14 protein-coding genes are annotated in these 16,443 nt (G+C 42.4%); 12 read left to right on the forward strand and 2 right to left on the reverse strand.

From position 1 onward, the window contains the following. The first annotated feature begins 43 nt into the window (after positions 1–43). The 3 genes from C6344_RS00990 to C6344_RS01000 are packed head-to-tail and all read left to right on the forward strand — an operon-like array spanning position 44 to position 3,865. Entirely contained in the window at positions 44–1,561 is a 1,518-nt protein-coding gene (locus tag C6344_RS00990; protein ID WP_066031060.1) for a phytoene desaturase family protein, read from the forward strand. After that, complete coding sequence (locus tag C6344_RS00995) at positions 1,558–3,033, forward strand: phytoene desaturase family protein (RefSeq protein ID WP_106036682.1); 1,476 nt, start codon at positions 1,558–1,560, stop codon at positions 3,031–3,033. The genes C6344_RS00990 and C6344_RS00995 overlap by 4 nt, the downstream gene beginning before the upstream one ends. Continuing rightward, the gene (locus tag C6344_RS01000) at positions 3,026–3,865 is read left to right on the forward strand and encodes a phytoene/squalene synthase family protein (protein ID WP_034663422.1); all 840 of its coding nucleotides are present in this window, start codon (positions 3,026–3,028) and stop codon (positions 3,863–3,865) included. The genes C6344_RS00995 and C6344_RS01000 overlap by 8 nt, the downstream gene beginning before the upstream one ends. Positions 3,866–3,890: 25 nt before the next feature. Here the strand turns inward: C6344_RS01000 and C6344_RS01005 are convergent, their stop codons facing one another. Next, positions 3,891–5,267, reverse strand: a complete 1,377-nt coding sequence (locus C6344_RS01005) for an MATE family efflux transporter (RefSeq protein ID WP_106072654.1) — start codon at positions 5,265–5,267, stop codon at positions 3,891–3,893. A gap of 113 nt (positions 5,268–5,380) precedes the next feature. Here C6344_RS01005 and C6344_RS01010 point away from each other — a divergent pair, with 113 nt between their 5' ends. From C6344_RS01010 to C6344_RS01020, 3 genes are all read left to right on the forward strand, one after another. Then, positions 5,381–6,247 carry an AraC family transcriptional regulator gene (locus tag C6344_RS01010; RefSeq protein WP_106072655.1) on the forward strand — a complete coding sequence of 289 codons (867 nt, stop codon included), beginning with the start codon at positions 5,381–5,383 and terminating at the stop codon, positions 6,245–6,247. A 14-nt stretch (positions 6,248–6,261) separates the two neighbouring features. After that, on the forward strand, positions 6,262–6,819 hold the full coding sequence (locus C6344_RS01015) for a GNAT family N-acetyltransferase (protein ID WP_106031485.1): 558 nt from the start codon (positions 6,262–6,264) through the stop codon (positions 6,817–6,819). A 113-nt stretch (positions 6,820–6,932) separates the two neighbouring features. Beyond that, positions 6,933–7,193 carry a hypothetical protein gene (locus C6344_RS01020; RefSeq protein WP_081311424.1) on the forward strand — a complete coding sequence of 87 codons (261 nt, stop codon included), beginning with the start codon at positions 6,933–6,935 and terminating at the stop codon, positions 7,191–7,193. Here the strand turns inward: C6344_RS01020 and C6344_RS01025 are convergent. Further along, the gene (locus C6344_RS01025) at positions 7,188–7,724 is read right to left on the reverse strand and encodes a serine O-acetyltransferase (RefSeq protein WP_106072656.1); all 537 of its coding nucleotides are present in this window, start codon (positions 7,722–7,724) and stop codon (positions 7,188–7,190) included. The genes C6344_RS01020 and C6344_RS01025 overlap by 6 nt on opposite strands. A gap of 386 nt (positions 7,725–8,110) precedes the next feature. On the opposite strand from C6344_RS01025, the gene C6344_RS01030 reads away from it, so the two are divergent. From C6344_RS01030 to C6344_RS01055, 6 genes are read left to right on the forward strand one after another with little or no spacing between them, the layout of a single operon-like run. Continuing rightward, positions 8,111–9,457 (forward strand): aspartate aminotransferase family protein, encoded by a 1,347-nt coding sequence (locus tag C6344_RS01030; protein ID WP_106072657.1) that lies wholly within the window; start codon positions 8,111–8,113, stop codon positions 9,455–9,457. Continuing rightward, positions 9,444–10,940 (forward strand): pyridoxal phosphate-dependent decarboxylase family protein, encoded by a 1,497-nt coding sequence (locus C6344_RS01035; RefSeq protein WP_106072658.1) that lies wholly within the window; start codon positions 9,444–9,446, stop codon positions 10,938–10,940. The genes C6344_RS01030 and C6344_RS01035 overlap by 14 nt, the downstream gene beginning before the upstream one ends. Continuing rightward, positions 10,937–12,718 carry an IucA/IucC family protein gene (locus C6344_RS01040; protein ID WP_106031487.1) on the forward strand — a complete coding sequence of 594 codons (1,782 nt, stop codon included), beginning with the start codon at positions 10,937–10,939 and terminating at the stop codon, positions 12,716–12,718. Before C6344_RS01035 ends, C6344_RS01040 begins: the two co-directional genes overlap by 4 nt. Beyond that, positions 12,715–13,269 (forward strand): GNAT family N-acetyltransferase, encoded by a 555-nt coding sequence (locus tag C6344_RS01045; protein ID WP_060595973.1) that lies wholly within the window; start codon positions 12,715–12,717, stop codon positions 13,267–13,269. The genes C6344_RS01040 and C6344_RS01045 overlap by 4 nt, the downstream gene beginning before the upstream one ends. Beyond that, positions 13,244–14,593, forward strand: coding sequence for a lysine N(6)-hydroxylase/L-ornithine N(5)-oxygenase family protein (locus C6344_RS01050; protein ID WP_060595974.1), 1,350 nt, complete (start codon positions 13,244–13,246; stop codon positions 14,591–14,593). The genes C6344_RS01045 and C6344_RS01050 overlap by 26 nt, the downstream gene beginning before the upstream one ends. Before the next feature lie 13 nt (positions 14,594–14,606). Beyond that, positions 14,607–16,421, forward strand: a complete 1,815-nt coding sequence (locus C6344_RS01055; RefSeq protein WP_106072659.1) for an IucA/IucC family protein — start codon at positions 14,607–14,609, stop codon at positions 16,419–16,421. The last annotated feature ends 22 nt before the right edge of the window (positions 16,422–16,443 follow it).

The following is a 16,443-nucleotide window of genomic DNA, read 5'->3' on the forward strand; positions in this document are numbered from 1 at the left end:
GTATAATTAACTTAAAGTGAATTAATTTGGAGGAAAAAGGATAATGAAAATCATTGTGATCGGAGCAGGACCAGGGGGACTTGCGGCAGCTATGATGCTTCAAAGCAAAGGACATGATGTTCAGGTATACGAAAAACAGCCCTTTGTTGGCGGACGTAACTCTAAGTTTCAACTCGGTGATTTCACGTTTGATACGGGTCCTACCTTTCTCAGCATGATTCATATTGCAGAGGAGCTGTTCACCTTTGCTGGTAAAAATCTTTATGACTATATTGATGTGATCGAATTAAAAGAAATGTATAGATTGATTTTTCAAGACGATCAGCTAGATATGATTCGAGATCGTGATGAAATGTATAGACGGTTAGAAGCCTTTGCACCTGGTGAGGGCGAAGGGTATTTACGATTTATGAACGATACAAAGCGCAAAATGGATCAGCTTACACCTATTTTACAAAGTAAAATGGATCGTTTTCATCACTATTTGCGTCCAAAGGTGCTCAAAGCACTTCCGCAGCTTTCATTGAATAAGAGTTTATATGATGTGCTGTCAGATTATTTCTCAAATGAATCAGTGAAATATGCGTTTACATTTCAATCAAAGTATTTAGGCATGTCACCGTGGGAGTGCCCTGGTGCTTTCTCCATTCTATCGTTTATGGAACATGACACAGGAGTTTTCCATCCGAAGGGCGGGGTCAATCAGCTGTCAGAAGCGATGGCAAAAGCAGCGGTTGAAGCTGGAGCGACGATTCATCTGTCAGCTGGCGTCGAAAAATTGCTGACGGAAGGCAGGAAAGTAAAAGGCATTCGCTTAGAATCTGGGGAAGAAATACAGGCAGATGAGGTTGTCGTAAATGGAGACTTTGCACATGTGATGACAAAGCTTGTAGAGCCAGGACTTTTAAAGAAATATAGCGAGAAAAAATTAAAAAAGAAAAAATTCTCATGCTCCACCTTTATGCTTTATTTAGGATTAGATACCATGTATGAGGAGCCGCATCATACCATCGTATTTTCCGATGATTATGCTCAATTTGTCAAAGGCATAACGAAAACGTATGAGCTGCCAGATGATCCTTCTATTTATATTCAAAATGCAAGTGTCACAGATGACTCGCTTGCGCCAAAAGGAAAGTCAGCTCTTTATGTGCTGGCACCTGTTGCCAACAATCAAAGCGGTATTGACTGGGAAGCGCATCAAGATGAATTTAGAGAACTTGTGCTGGACACACTTGAGCGAAAAACCGGTTTTAAGAATGTGAGACAGCATATAGAAGTCGAACGGATGATCACACCGAAGCAATGGGAGGAAGACCTTTACGTATACGAAGGAGCTACATTTAACCTTGGCCACCAGCTGACGCAGATGATGGTCCTAAGGCCGCACAATGAATTTGATGAATTGGACCATTGCTGGCTCGTAGGAGGAGGGACGCACCCAGGAAGCGGGCTGCCGACCATTTTAGAATCAGCACGTATCACGACAAATGCGATTCTTTCAAAAGAGAAACATACGCACAAAACATTGCCGCACCAAGAAAAGGGGAGTGCCTCATGAAAAAACATATATTGATTGCAGGTGGCGGGATTGGCGGGATGATCTCAGCACTTTATTTAAAAAAAGCTGGACATGATGTCACGCTTGTCGAAAAAAATGAGCGACTTGGCGGAAGACTTGCTTTTGTACGTGAGAAAGGATATAAAGTAGATGAAGGTCCGACCATTGTCCTACTTCCTGATATGTTAAAAGGTATTTTACATGAGGTTGGAATGGACGAAGCATCTCTTGATCTTTTGCAGCTTGATCCGCTGTATACGATTCAATATCAAGATGGAACCTCCTACACGAAGTACTCTGATGCATTTCGTCAGCTAGAGGAAATCAGACGTGTATTTCCAAAGGAAGATCAAGGATTTCTAAGGTTTATGGAAGAAATGACAGACCGTTTTCAAGAAGGGCAGCAAGCCTTTCTAGAGAAATCATTTCATGAAAAACGTACATTTTTTACAAAAGCAAACATGAAGATTTTAATGAAATTAAAGGCGTATCGAACGGTTCAAAGTGCTCTGAAAAAGTATTTCTCAGACGAACGCCTGCGAGATGCATACGCACTGCAAACCCTCTATGTCGGAGGGAACCCGTATGAAGCATCTGCTATTTATTCGCTCGTTTCATATAGTGAGCACGCACATGGAATCTACTATTTAAAAGGCGGCTATGCGAGCTTAGTAGATATACTGGAGAGGCAGCTCATAAAAATGGGTGTGCATGTAAGAAAAAATGAAGAAGTCACGGAGCTAGAGTTTGAGGGGAAACGCGTGGTTAGAGCAAAAGTCAGTGACGACCGTATAGCAGCTGATGCATTTGTGATCAACGGAGATTATCCAGCTGCGTTAAAACAGCTTGGTTTAGACGAACAAGATCGGCGTAAATACGTGCCGTCTTCTGGCTGTGTGATGGTGTATCTAGGGTTAAACAAGATGTACCATGATGCGCCTGTTCACCAATTTTTTATGGGAGAACACTTTGATCAGCATATGAAAGAGGTTTTTCAAACGAAGACGATCCCTCAAGATCCGTCGTTTTATACGTTTAATCCATCGATCATTGATCCATCTCTTGCCCCGGCAGGCTGTAGTGTTTTATATATGCTGATTCCCGTTCCCTCAGGAGATCATATCAACTGGGAAGAGGAGACAGATTTTGTAGAGAAAATGGTGGATCGTCTTGAGAAAAGAGGCTTTCCAAGATTGCGAGAGTCGATTGTCTGGGAAAAAATCAGAACACCAAATGATTCCTTGCGAGAAGGATTGTTTGAAGGCGGCAGCTTTGGACTTGCGCCTAACTTGTTTCAATCAGGTGTGTTCCGCCCGCAAGTGAAGGTAGCTGAGACGGGCAATCTTTATGCAGTAGGTGCTTCCATCCATCCTGGGGGCGGAGTGCCGATCGTGATGCAAAGTGCGAAGCTGATGGCTTCTGTGCTGTTAAAAGATTTGAATGACAGAAAGGAAGTGAAGCTAAGTGGTTGATGTACAAACAGCATTGAAATTATGTGAGGAGACGATTCAAACCCATTCTAAAACGTTTTACCGTGCCTTTTCCATGCTGCCTAAAAAGAAAAGACAGGCCGTCTGGGCTGTGTATTCCTTTTGCCGGAGAGCAGATGATATTGTAGATGAGTCCCCCTCGCCAAAAGAGGAGCTTGCATCCTTTCGAGAGACGTTTGATCGATTTTTACATGGTGAGGTAGATCGGAATGATCCGATGTGGGTGGCGCTAGAACATACATTTCAAGAGTTTCGTATGGATGAAGCCCCGTTCCGTGACTTGCTCCAAGGTCAAGAGATGGATTTAGAGCAGCATCGGTATGAAACGTTAGATGAACTGCTCATCTATTCCTACCATGTGGCTAGTACCGTTGGGCTTATGTTGCTTCCCATTATTGCACCGCGTAAAAAAGAACAGCTGAAAGAAGCAGCGATTTCATTAGGGATTGGCATGCAGCTGACCAATATCCTTCGTGACATCGGCGAGGATAAGGCTGAAAGAGACCGCATTTATTTGCCAAAGCAAGTCATGGATCAATTCGGATATACAGAGCAAGAATTGCAAGAAGGCATTGTCAATCAAGCATTTCAGCACGTATGGGAGTACATTGCTTTTGAGGCAGAGGCATACTACGAGGAGTTTTTTGACCATCTTCATGAATTCCCGCTTTATTCACGTATATCAGTGAAAGCAGCTGCTCACTTTTATAAAGCCATTTTAGATAAAACAAGAGAAAATGAATACCGCGTGTTTACACAGCGATTATTTATTTCAAATCAGGAAAAAGCACTTATTTTAGAAGATATTACGTAAAAAAGGACTGCACCCGCAGTCCTTTTTATGTGGAAGAAAAGCGATACTCTGTCCATACCCTTGAACGCCACCGCCTATACATAAAGATGCCTCTTACCCATTCATCCACGATAAAAGAAATCCAAACTCCAATGAGACCCATCTCAAGCTGAATGCCTAAAAAGTAAGCGATCGGAAGCCCGATGCCCCACATTGAAATCATCGCCATATACACTGGAAACTTCGCGTCACCAGCAGCCCGCAAGGAATTAATAATGACCATATTAAAAGAACGGCCCGGCTCCAAAATAATTGTCAATAGGAGGAGTGTGGCGGCGATTTGAATGATCTCGCTGTTGCTAGTGAAGAAAGCAAGCAAATGCGTCGATGATAAAGATAAAGCAGTGGAAGAAAGAAGGGAGATGCCAATGGCCCAGTATAAGCTTTTCATGCATCTGTGATAGGCAGCATCGAATTCCTTCGCCCCAATATGGCGCCCGATTAAAATTTGTGTCCCTTGGCTAATGGCTGCACCAAATAGCATAATGAACATCATTAAATTTTGAGTATAGACCTTTGCTGCTAATGCCTGCGTCCCCATAAACGTAATAAACAGTGTAATGATCATTTGAGAGCCGTTATAAGAAAGCTGCTCTCCAGCAGAAGGAATCCCGATTTTCAGAAGCTTTTTTAAATGTGTCCGCTGGATGTGAAACATCTTCTTCAGTGAAAAGCGTAATCCAATTCGGCGGCGTACAATGAGGATCATTGCCATTAATCCGATCAACCGAGCAAGTGAGGTAGAAAAAGCGACCCCCATCACACCTAATACGGGGAAGCCAAACGGACCGAAAATGACCAGATAGTTACCAGCAACGTTTAGCAAGTTCATTCCGATGGTGACATACATCGTATCTCTTGTATATCCGTAGCTTTTTAAAATAGCACTATACGTCATAATGAGCGCTTGAATAAAAGAAAGCAGTCCGACAATTTGTAAAAATACCGCCGCATCTGGCATGAGCTCACTTGATAGGCCCATCAGGTGTAAAATGGGAACAGCTAATACAAACATGAGAAGACTAATGACAAAGCTAATCAAGAAGTTGGTTCCTAGTGAGACATAGGCGACTTGAGTCGCTTCCTGTCTGCGGCTAGCTCCTAAAAGCTGGGCAATCACAATCGTCGTTCCAGTTGTAATGAAACTGAACATGACAATCAATAAATTCAGGAGCTGGTTGCTTACACCAACTGCGGCAACACTATTATCGGAATATTGGCTGAGCATGAAGGTATCCGCGCTTCCCATGAGCATATATAAAGAGATTTCAATAAAAATAGGCCAAGTTAATGCAAATAATGAAGGGTGGGTTTTCTTACCCCTAGCTTGAACCTTTTGAATTGGCAGTGATTGAGGTTTCATCAATCAACCTCCTTTCGTATAAATCCGATTTATAGTGTACCTTGCATCGACTATAATAAGAAGAGATGAAACCGAAACTTATTGGAGAAATCCGACTTCATAAGGGGATGAATATGAATCGATTTATTACATTTACTGTACCGCCGTTCCCGGTTTATATTGCTTCAGGCAAAGGTGTATTTCATCAAGGAGAAAGACATATCTCTAGAACCTTCACTGTGTTTGATCTTCTTTATGTCACAAAGGGGGAACTATGGATCACAGAAGACAGAGAGGCTCATCACGTAAAAGAAGGAGGATATATCATTCTCTCACCTGGCTTGTCTCATGGGGGACACCTGCCATGCGAAGAAGAAACTCACTATGAGTGGCTGCATTTTTCAATTGATCCATTTGAGTTGACGAATCGGCTGAGAGAACACTGGTTTGATATGAAACAAAATCAAGCCACCTTTGAAAAGCCGGCAACATATGAATTTAGCCTGCCTCGTATAGGAAAAGTGAAAGGAAGAAATGTGTTCGAAAAACATCTTTCAGCAATGCGTGCACTAAATGATGACGCGTCTGAACTGCCGCTGAAAAAGCAGCTTCAGTTTGAGGAAATGCTCATTCATTTACAAAAAGAAGCATTTCATATTCCAAGTGCAAAGGAGAATGTCGCCTCAGAAGTGGTTCATTATCTTGAGCGTCACTTTATGAAGAAACTACAAATGGAAGAGCTTGCAGAGAAGCTGCATTATCATCCTGATTACATGACAAGGTGCATGCAGACGGTATATGGACTGACGCCAAACCAATACATCAATCGTCTCAAGGTCGAAAAAGCCAAAAGCATGCTTGCCTCAACGAATGATAAAATCGCAGCTATTGCTGATCACGTAGGCATTGACGACCCTACTTATTTTTCTAAACTGTTTCGGCAAAACGAAGGCATGACGCCTATCGAGTACCGTCATCTAGCAAAAAGAACGACAAAGTAAAGGAACGTGAACAGATGAAAAGGGAAAAGGAAGAGCATGTGAGCATACAAGCATTAAACGAAGCCGATTTAGAGATGGTATGGCATTTAAAATTCAAAGCACCAGATCAGTCCTATCGAAAGTGGAATGCCCCATATTTTTATGAACACGAAATCCCGCTTGCTGCATTTAAAAAACGATACTTACAGGACACATCCATTCCGCCAAAGCTATATGGCATTGAAATAGACGGCGAAATCAAAGGCACCGTGTCATATTATTGGGAGAATGAACGTACACGGTGGCTTGAATGCGGCATTCTCATTTATGACTCGCGCTTTTGGAGCGGTGGCGTTGGGACAAAGGCGTTAAGTCTATGGACTGATGAGTTATTTACACACATTGATATCCCTCGAATTGGTCTTACCACATGGTCGGGAAATGAACGGATGATGCGGTGCGCAGAGAAATGCGGATTTGTCCTTGAGGGGAGACTGCGAAAGGTCCGTTACTATCAAGGAGAATATTATGATTCGATGCGCTATGGGATGCTGAGAGAGGAATGGAAAAGCCTCCCGCGACATGCTACTTAACAATGATGAATCGTTTTAGGACAAAAGGATCGAATGTTTGAATAAACTGAAGAAGAAGGGGGGCTAAAAAGCATAATAGAGAACATGTAATTTACATAAGGAGGAGTTTGAACGTGAGAATTACGGGGTTATTCGTTTCACTTGCTGTTGCCATTTATTTATGGTTTGATGCGCCAAAGCATGATAAAGACAAATGGCTGTGGGCCATTTTAGGTGTCCTATTTAGTACCATCGTTCTCGGTATTTATTTGATCAAGACAGAGAGGAAGGGACTTGGCTGGACCATTCTCATTTTAACGATCTTGTTTTATCTCATGCTGCTCATCTCTGTTTTGATCGGTATCATTCTTTTTTATCAGGTGAGTCCTTCATGAAGAAGGGCTTTTTTCTTTTACCTTTTTCGCAGGCACACCTGCAATAACAATCTTCTCCTCGTGAAAAGAACGGTTTACAACAGCATTTGCTCCGATTGAAATATGATTTGCAATATAGATGTCCCCAAACAGCTTAGCACCAGGGCCAATCCATACATGATCCCCAATGGTTGGCACATCCTTTTCATGATGGTTCTGACCAATATTCACCCCTTGATGAATATCACAAAATGCCCCAATTTTTGCATGCTTGTTCACAATTAAGAGACCCGTATGATTGATTCTAAGGCCAGGGCCGAAGACACCAATCGGAATATCAAAGCCAAGCTGCATGCCTTTCTTTTTATGTAAATAGCGATAAAACCATTTGCGAAGTGTAGCGCCGCTATTAGAATAGTATTCATATTTTCGTAAAATCCTTTGATATTTCCATATATCATCCCCAAACCACTTAGGTCTTTTGCGCTTAATGGCTAATGCTTTCTTGTCCTGAGCTAAATAGTGGTGAAGATCATGCTTTGTTACAATCATCAGATCCCTCTCCAATCCCTTTTGTTTCAGAGAAATTATACCATTATAACCATTTATATCAATATAGAATGACGTTTCTTTCTTTCTTTTTCTACATCACTTTCATCCACTTACCTGTATAAAATAAGTGCTTTGTCATGAATAGAACAAAAGAACCAGGAAGAATGATTTGTAATTTTTTTCTACATCATTCCGTCTCACGCGTTTATTTACCTTATAGCAGTAGAGGTTTGTCAAAATGACACGAAATTACTCGCTAAAAAGAGAATATAGCATTCATATGCTTTTCGAATCATCTTTTTGAATACAATTGACTTTCATATCTCACATCCTCTAGGCTAGTAAATGAAAATGATAATCTTTATCAATTGGAGGAGTGTTTTATTATGTCCATCAAAACCGTTTCTAAAAATCAGCAATTTTTAGAGCAGCAAAGTCAAAGAGAATCGAATGCAAGGTCTTACCCGAGACGGTTCCCATTAGCCATGCAAAAAGCCGAGGGTATGATCGTGACAGATGCGGATGGCAGAGAGTTTTATGACTGCCTGGCAGGCGCAGGAACACTTGCACTTGGTCACAATCATCCAGTTGTGATAGAAGCTATTGAACGTATGCTTCATGAAAAAAGACCGTTGCATACGTTGGACATAACCTCAGAAATTAAAGAAGAGTTTGTGAATGAAATTTTTTCTCACTTGCCAGAAGAGTTTGCAAAGAGAGCCAAAATTCAATTTTGTGGACCAACTGGTGGTGATGCCATAGAAGCAGCAATTAAATTAGTCAAAACAGCGACAGGGAATCGAAGCATTCTATCATTCCATGGTGCGTATCACGGTGCGACACATGCCACGATGTCATTAAGTGGGAATTTATCTCCAAAAGAAAGAGTGCAAGGGTTAATACCTGATGTTCATTTTATGCCTTACCCATATGAATATCGCTGCCCATTTGGAATTGGTGGGAAGGATTCGCACCGCATTTCAAGTTCGTATATTGAGCGTGTATTAAATGATCCTGAAAGTGGTATTCTTCCGCCAGCAGGTATGATCTTTGAAGCAGTGCAGGGCGAGGGAGGCTCCATTCCAGCATCGATTGAATGGATGAAAGAAATGAGAAGAATCACAAAAGAAAAAGGGATTCCGCTCATTATTGATGAGGTTCAATCAGGCATCGGCCGAACAGGTAAGATGTTCGCCTTTGAACATGCAGGAATTGTACCTGACGTTATTGTGCTGTCAAAAGCCATTGGTGGTAGCCTGCCGCTTTCAGTTGTGATTTATGATCAAGATTTAGATCAATGGAATCCAGGTGCACACATCGGGACATTTAGAGGGAATCAAATGGCGATGGCTGCTGGAACCGCTACGCTTAAATTTATCAAAGAAACCAATCTGCTTGATCATGTAGAACGGTTAGGAGATCGTATGCAGGCTCACCTAAAAGACATCCAAAAACAAGTACCTGCTCTCGGTGATGTTCGAGGAAGAGGTTTAATGATTGGCGTTGAAGTAGTCAATCCAAATGAGAAACAGGATGTGGACGGAAGCTATCCAGCGAATCCAGAGCTGGCCAGTCTTATTCAAAAGAATTGCTTCGATAAAGGCTTAATTGTGGAGACAGGAGGCCGTTTCGGAAGTGTGATTCGATTCCTGCCGCCACTCATTATGACAGAAGAACAGCTTGAAAAAGTCATCGCTATTTTTAAAGAGGCCGTGTACAATGCAATCAACTAAAGCTTCTGTAGATTCATTATTTATGAATCAAAGCCAGCTTGGAAGAGAGTCCTTCCAAGCGGCTCTTCATACATCTATCGACAGCTTACTGGAGCAATGGCAAAAAGACACAGGACCATACAGCGGAATATTGCCTGGGAAATTAGCGGCTAGTGTCGAATCGTTATTCCGATTTCAACCGTCTGGAGAATCAATTGAATCTGTCTTTCAAGATATAAAAGAACATCTTTTGCCGCATTTGATTGATGTATCGCATCCTAAATGCTTGGCACATCTGCATTGTCCGCCGCTCATTCCTGCACTTGCCGCAGAGGTGATGGTGAGTTCCTTTAACCAATCAATGGATTCCTTTGATCAAAGCGGTATTGCTTCTTTGGTTGAGGAGGAAATCCTCAAGTGGCTATGTGCAAAGTTTTCTTATGGCGGCTTAGCAGATGGGACATTTACAAGCGGTGGAACCCAATCTAACTATATGGGGCTGCTTCTGGCGAGAGATGCCTTTTGTGAAAACACATGGCAGTGGAATGTTCAGCAGAAAGGCTTACCAAGTGAAGCTCACCGCATGAGAATTCTTTGCTCTAAAAATGCTCATTTTACGGTGAAAAAATCTGCATCCCAGCTCGGTTTAGGGGAGCAGGCTGTTGTACTGGTCGAGACGGATGAGCATCACCGAATGGACCTCAATGATTTGAAAAAGAAGATGGTCGAATTAAAGGATCAGAACCTGCTTCCTTTTGCGGTAGTAGCGACTTGCGGGACAACTGATTTTGGAAGTATTGACCCGGTTCGAGATGTGTATGACATCGTCAAACCAGACGGTCTGTGGATTCACGCAGATGCTGCCTACGGCGGAGCACTTGTATTAAGCGAAACCTACCGAAGTAAATTAGCCGGTATGGAGCTTGCTGATTCAATCACGATCGACTTTCATAAGCAATTTTATCAGCCGATTTCTTGCGGGGCATTTTTGCTGAAGGATAAAAGACATTTTGGTTTGATCGATTATCATGCAGATTATCTTAATCCAAAGGAAGATGAACTAGATGGTATTCTACATCTCGTCAATAAATCTATCCAAACGACGCGCCGGTTTGATGCTCTGAAGTTACTTCTCTCTCTTCGTCTAATTGGAGAAGAAGGATTTGGTGACATCATTGACCATACCATTCATTTTACGAAGGATGTGGCCGCGCTTATTGAGAGAAATGATCACCTTGAAGTAATCAATCCTGAGCCAGAAATCAATGCGATTGTGTTCCGATTTAAGGATGAGCACCGAACAGATGACATCAATAAAATCATTCATCGGACATTGTTCAAAACGGGAACTGCTGTCATTGCGAAAACAGTGGTTGATGGCCGAACATGCTTAAAATTCACTTTGTTAAATCCGAGAACGACAATCACACATATTGAGGAAATCCTTTCTGACATCGTTGATATCGGGATCGCTCATATTCAATCCGGGAGGGTACTACGTTGAGTCAATATAAACAAATGGCTGAAAATGCAACTATGCAAAGCTTTTTAAACTGTTTTTTACGCGAAACAGGAATCGATCGATCTGCAAAAAAAGAGACGAGAGCAGATGGCTCGCTTGTATTCATCGCAAAACTAGCAAAGCAAGATCTAGAGCTTGTGATTCCGATCCGATATGTTTCATCTGTTGGCCGCCATCTCTTTGATTTTCCGATTCGCTTCCGTCCGCAAGGCAGTGAACAAGAGGGCGCAATCGCCGATTACACGACACTTGTTGCTCTATGTTCAAAGGAGCTTCTCATTGAATATGGCCGCACAGATGCAGAGGATGAATTCATGCTTCGCATCATTTTAAGCTGCCGAAATATTGAACGATTCTTAAAGGAGCGAGAAAGTGATCGAGCAGCTCTTTCTGAAGCCGATTTTGAGTATATCGAGGCTGAGCAGTCACTTCTTCTTGGACATTTAACGCATCCCACTCCAAAAAGCAGACAAGGGATGACGGAGGAGGAAGAAGCGGTCTATTCTCCTGAGCTGAAAGGGGCTTTCCAGCTTCATTACTTTAAAGCGCACCATTCGATTGTGCTTCAGGATTCGTCTATTGCACAGTCTGCGGCAAGCCTCATGTTAGAAGAGCTCTTGCGCCAGGTACCAGAAGAAACAGAGAGACTGAATACGTTAACAGAAAACGGAGAATATGTGCTCATTCCGATTCACCCGCTGCAAGTCAAAGTGGTCATGGAGAAAGCGTTCGTCCAGCGTTATATAGAGGAAGGGAAACTGACTTATTTAGGACCGCTGGGGTCTGAATACACAGCGACTTCATCCTTTAGAACTGTCTATCAAAAAGATTCTGCTTACATGCTCAAATTCTCTGTTCCTGTGAAAATTACAAACTCCTTACGTGTCAATAAACAAAAGGAACTGGATCGCGGAGTTGAGATGTCTCGCATTTTAAAAACAGAATTAGGCATTTCTTTATACGATAAATTCTCTGGATTCCGGGTCATTGAAGATCCTGCCTATTTATCCATTCAAGGAGAAGAGGCGGAATCTGGCTTTGAAGTAGTCATTCGTCAAAACCCATTTTTGCATCGTGAAAAAGGGGCAAGCTTAATTGCTGGATTATGTCAGGATCATGCGTATGGTGGAAAATCGCGATTAGCAGGGATCATTCATGACCTTGCAGACGCAGAAGGCCGATCAACAGATGCTGTGAGTCAAGATTGGTTTAAGCAATATTTAACCATTTCGTTAGAACCGATGCTTTGGCTGTTTGAAACATATGGTCTTGCACTGGAAGCCCATCAGCAAAATGCTGTTGTGCAAATGAAGGCTGGTTACCCGGACACCTTCTATTATCGTGACAACCAAGGCTACTATTATAGTGAATCGAAAAAGGATAAACTCGCAAACCTTGTCCAAAACTTGAGCGTGAGAAGTGAAACCATTTGTGCAGATGATGTAGCTGTTGAGAGACTGCGTTATTATTTCTTCTTTAATCATTTATTTGGTCTCATTAACGGCTTTGGCACAGAAGGACTGGCAAAGGAAGAAGACTTGCTGGCACTCGTGAGAGACACATTGCTCGCTCATGAGGAAACATACGGGGCATCTGAACTGACAAACAGCCTTCTCCGCTCAAAGGAACTGCCTTCAAAAGCGAATTTGCTGACACGGTTTGAAGATATGGATGAGCTGACAGGATCTCTGGAAACACAGTCTCGTTACACAGCTGTCTTGAATCCGCTCTTTTTACATAAGGAGGCGCTGATTGGATGAGGCATCGTATTAGGTTTATTCGCGCTGAATATGAAAGGGATGTCCGGCTTGTCCACAAGTGGATGCAAGAAGAGTATGTTCACCCATTTTGGCATTTGAATATTCCGTTTCCTGCTTTTGAAAAGCATTTTTATCAGGCGATTCATGATCCGCATCAAACTCTTTATTTAGGAACAATTGATGGGACGCCAATGAGTTATTTTGAGGCATACAACGTCAAAGGTGACGTCATTGAATCCTACTATCAGCCTTCTCCGCATGATCAAGGAATCCATCTATTAATAGGGGAGCCGGATTATGTGGGAAAAGGATTTGCGGCCCCGCTGCTTCAGGCAATGACAGCCTTTCAATTTGAGCAGAACAAACGAACAGAAAAAATCGTCGCTGAGCCGGATATTCGCAATGAAAAAATGATCCATGTATTTGAAAAATGCGGATTTGAACGTGTAAAACCAGTCAATTTACCCGATAAAACAGGTCTTTTGATGTTTTGTGATCGAGAACGATTCGAAAGGAAGTATAACCATGACGCGGTTCAACAAGCAAAATAATGTAGTGGATGTAATTGGAATCGGCATTGGTCCGTTTAACCTGGGACTGGCCGCATTATCTGAAGAGGTAAATGAAATCGACGCTTTGTTTTTTGAAAGAAGTGAAGCCTTTCATTGGCACCCAGGTATGCTCATTGAAGGGACGACACTGCAAGTCCCCTTTTTAGCGGACCTTGTCAGCATGGCAGATGTGAAAAACAAATATAGCTTTCTTAACTATTTGCAGGAGCAAAACCGTTTGTATTCATTTTACTTTCTAGAGGATTTTCATATCCCGCGCAAGGAATATAGTCATTATTGCCGCTGGGTCGCAGATCAGTTAGACTCTTGCCGATTTGGCATGAACGTCGAATCTGTCTCATTGATTGAGAAAGCAGGAGAAAAGCGATATGAAGTGCATGTCCGTCATGTGAATGATCAAACCGTAGAGGTATTTGAAAGTAAGCATCTCGTCTTAGGAATTGGTACACAGCCGGCGATACCAGCATCGCTCCAGCCAGCTTTAGGAGAGAAAGTTTTTCACTCTGCTGACTATTTAAAACGAAAGAAAGAAGGCTGTTTTAAAGGGAAATCTGTGACAGTTATCGGCTCTGGCCAAAGTGCGGCAGAAGTGTTTTATGATATTTTATCAGATGATGAGGCAAAGGATATTCACTGGTTCACACGCTCTAAAGGATTTTTCCCAATGGAATATTCAAACCTTGGTCTTGAATATTTCTCTCCAGATTATATTGATTTCTTTTATGAGCTTCCCCAAACAAAAAAGGATGCTTTGTTAAAGCAGCAAGACTTGCTGTATAAAGGCATCAGCTCTGCAATGATCCGTGATATTTACCATTTGCTTTATGAACGTTCTGCCTGCGGAGAGCAGTTGAACACAGTGCTTCAAGCAATGACAGAGGTCAACTTGATTGAGGAAACAGCGGACGGCTTGTCCCTTTCATGCATGCAATGGGTCAAAGAGGACACCTTTACCCATGAGACCGATATTGTTGTGCTGGCGACTGGCTATCAATCGGTACTGCCGCCGTTTATCAACCCAATTTCTCATCATATTCAATGGGACGATCAAGGACGATTCCAGGTCGAACGTGAATATCGTTTAAAAACAAATACAATGGGTGAAAATGATATTTTTGTGCAAAATGCTGAGCTTCATACACATGGGGTTGGCGCTCCGGATTTAGGGCTTGGTGCTTACCGAAACAGTGTAATTATCAATGAACTTGCTCGTCAAACCGTGTATCCACTTTATCAAAAGCACGTCTTCCAGACATTTGGTACACACAAGAACGTCAACACATTTGAAGAAATCAAAGGTTAAGGAGGATGAAGCGATGAGTGTACAAGATGAATTGAAAAAAGCGGTGAATCCTGCTGCTTGGAAAAAGGCAAATCAGCGAATGGTGGCAAAAATGCTGTCTGAATACATGTATGAGGACATGCTTCATCCCGTGCAGCTAGATCGTAAGGATGGCATCGCTCAGTATGAATTAATCATTCATGAACATAAGAAATATCGCTATCTCGCAAAACCTCGTTTGTTTGATAGTTTTGATACAATCGCTGAATCAATCGAGTGCTGTCAACACGGAAAATGGTCAAAGGATGTCAGTGCGATTGTGTTTTTACTAGACATTCAGCCGCTCATTCCAATGTCTTCTGATACAACAGGCCATCTTATCAAAGAGCTTCATCATACCCTGTTAGCAGATGTACATTTGCTGTCGAAAAAAGCACTTCGTGCGGATGAACTGACAGATACAGATTACGCTTGGATTGAAGGAGAGATGACAGGCCATCCTTGGATTGTGTATAACAAAGGACGAATTGGGTTCAGTTACGATGACTACCTAGCCTATGCACCTGAAAGGCAAGAAAGTGTGCAGCTGTCTTGGATTGCTGTTCACCGGGACCTTGCGACATTCCATGCGGTCGATCATGAAAATTATGAGCAGGTGATCGCCAAAGAATTAGATGAAGTCACGATCCGTCAATTTCACCGCGTGTTAAAGGATGAAGGATTGAATGCAGCTGATTATTATTTGATGCCTGTTCATAAGTGGCAGTGGACGCATATGATTATTCAGCATTTCCCGGAAGATTTGGCCTTGCGCCGGATTGTGTATGTAGGAGAGGGACTGGATCAATATATCCCGCAGCAGTCCATCAGAACCTTTACAAACATCTCAAATAAAGGCAAGCATCATATTAAACTGCCAATGAGTATTTTAAATACACTCGTGTACCGGGGACTTCCGTCAGAACGGACAGTCATTGCCCCTCGTATTACAGCGCATATTAAAGGGATTGCGGATCAAGACTCATTTTTATCGGATGTCTGCCGCGTGATTTTACCTGGTGAGAACGCAAGTATCAATGTCGATCATCCTTACTACAGCAAACTGCCTGGTGCGCCGTATCAATATCTTGAGATGCTCGGTGTGATTTTTAGAGAAAGCATTTATACGTATTTAGATGAAGGAGAGAGCCCTGTTACACTTGCAGCACTCACTTATGAGGATCATGAAGGTGAGCCATATGTGAAACAGCTGATTGAAAAATCTGGTCTCTCAGCAAAGGAATGGATGGCGAAATTTTTCCATGTGGTGATGCCGCCGCTGCTGCACTTTATGTATCAATACGGCACCGTCTTTTCACCGCACGGACAAAATACGATTCTTGTGTTAAAAGATCATCAGCCGCATCGTTTGGCGATCAAAGATTTCGTTGATGATGTGAATATTAGTGATCAGCCGCTGCCTGAATTGGCTTCATTAGAAGAAGATTTAAAAGAAGTGCTGCGGAGTGAGCCGCCGGAAGGGTTAGTGCAGTTTATCTTTACAGGACTGTTTATTTGTAACCTGCGTTACGTATCAAATGTGTTAGACAATCATCAATTGTTAGATGAAACGACTCTTTGGCGCTTGCTTGCAGAAGAAATTCAGCATTATCAAAAACAATTCCCGCAGCTGAAGGACCGTTTTGAACTATTTGATCTATTCCAGCCGAAGCTGACAAAGCTGTGCTTAAATCGTAATCGAATGATTGATTATGGGTACGGAGATGGAGATGACCGCCCGCATGCGTCAGAGCATGGGAAGGTCAAAAATGCACTCGCTCATGTTCTTTCGTCCGCCTGTGAGAAGTAATAGAAAAGCTGTAGACATCAAC

This window comes from Bacillus sp. GBSW19, assembly GCF_002998655.1.
In the GTDB taxonomy this organism is placed as follows: Bacteria; Bacillota; Bacilli; order Bacillales; family Bacillaceae; genus Bacillus.

Excerpts from the sequence above, each read along its gene's own strand:
- C6344_RS01045 (WP_060595973.1), top strand. The coding sequence starts at position 12,715 with ATGAGGCATCGTATTAGGTTTATTCGCGCTGAATATGAAAGGGATGTC.
- C6344_RS01005 (WP_106072654.1), bottom strand. The coding sequence starts at position 5,267 with ATGAAACCTCAATCACTGCCAATTCAAAAGGTTCAAGCTAGGGGTAAG.
- C6344_RS01035 (WP_106072658.1), top strand. The coding sequence starts at position 9,444 with ATGCAATCAACTAAAGCTTCTGTAGATTCATTATTTATGAATCAAAGC.
- C6344_RS01050 (WP_060595974.1), top strand. The coding sequence starts at position 13,244 with ATGACGCGGTTCAACAAGCAAAATAATGTAGTGGATGTAATTGGAATC.
- C6344_RS01015 (WP_106031485.1), top strand. The coding sequence starts at position 6,262 with ATGAAAAGGGAAAAGGAAGAGCATGTGAGCATACAAGCATTAAACGAA.
- C6344_RS00995 (WP_106036682.1), top strand. The coding sequence starts at position 1,558 with ATGAAAAAACATATATTGATTGCAGGTGGCGGGATTGGCGGGATGATC.
- C6344_RS00990 (WP_066031060.1), top strand. The coding sequence starts at position 44 with ATGAAAATCATTGTGATCGGAGCAGGACCAGGGGGACTTGCGGCAGCT.
- C6344_RS01030 (WP_106072657.1), top strand. The coding sequence starts at position 8,111 with ATGTCCATCAAAACCGTTTCTAAAAATCAGCAATTTTTAGAGCAGCAA.
- C6344_RS01025 (WP_106072656.1), bottom strand. The coding sequence starts at position 7,724 with ATGATTGTAACAAAGCATGATCTTCACCACTATTTAGCTCAGGACAAG.
- C6344_RS01055 (WP_106072659.1), top strand. The coding sequence starts at position 14,607 with ATGAGTGTACAAGATGAATTGAAAAAAGCGGTGAATCCTGCTGCTTGG.
- C6344_RS01010 (WP_106072655.1), top strand. The coding sequence starts at position 5,381 with ATGAATCGATTTATTACATTTACTGTACCGCCGTTCCCGGTTTATATT.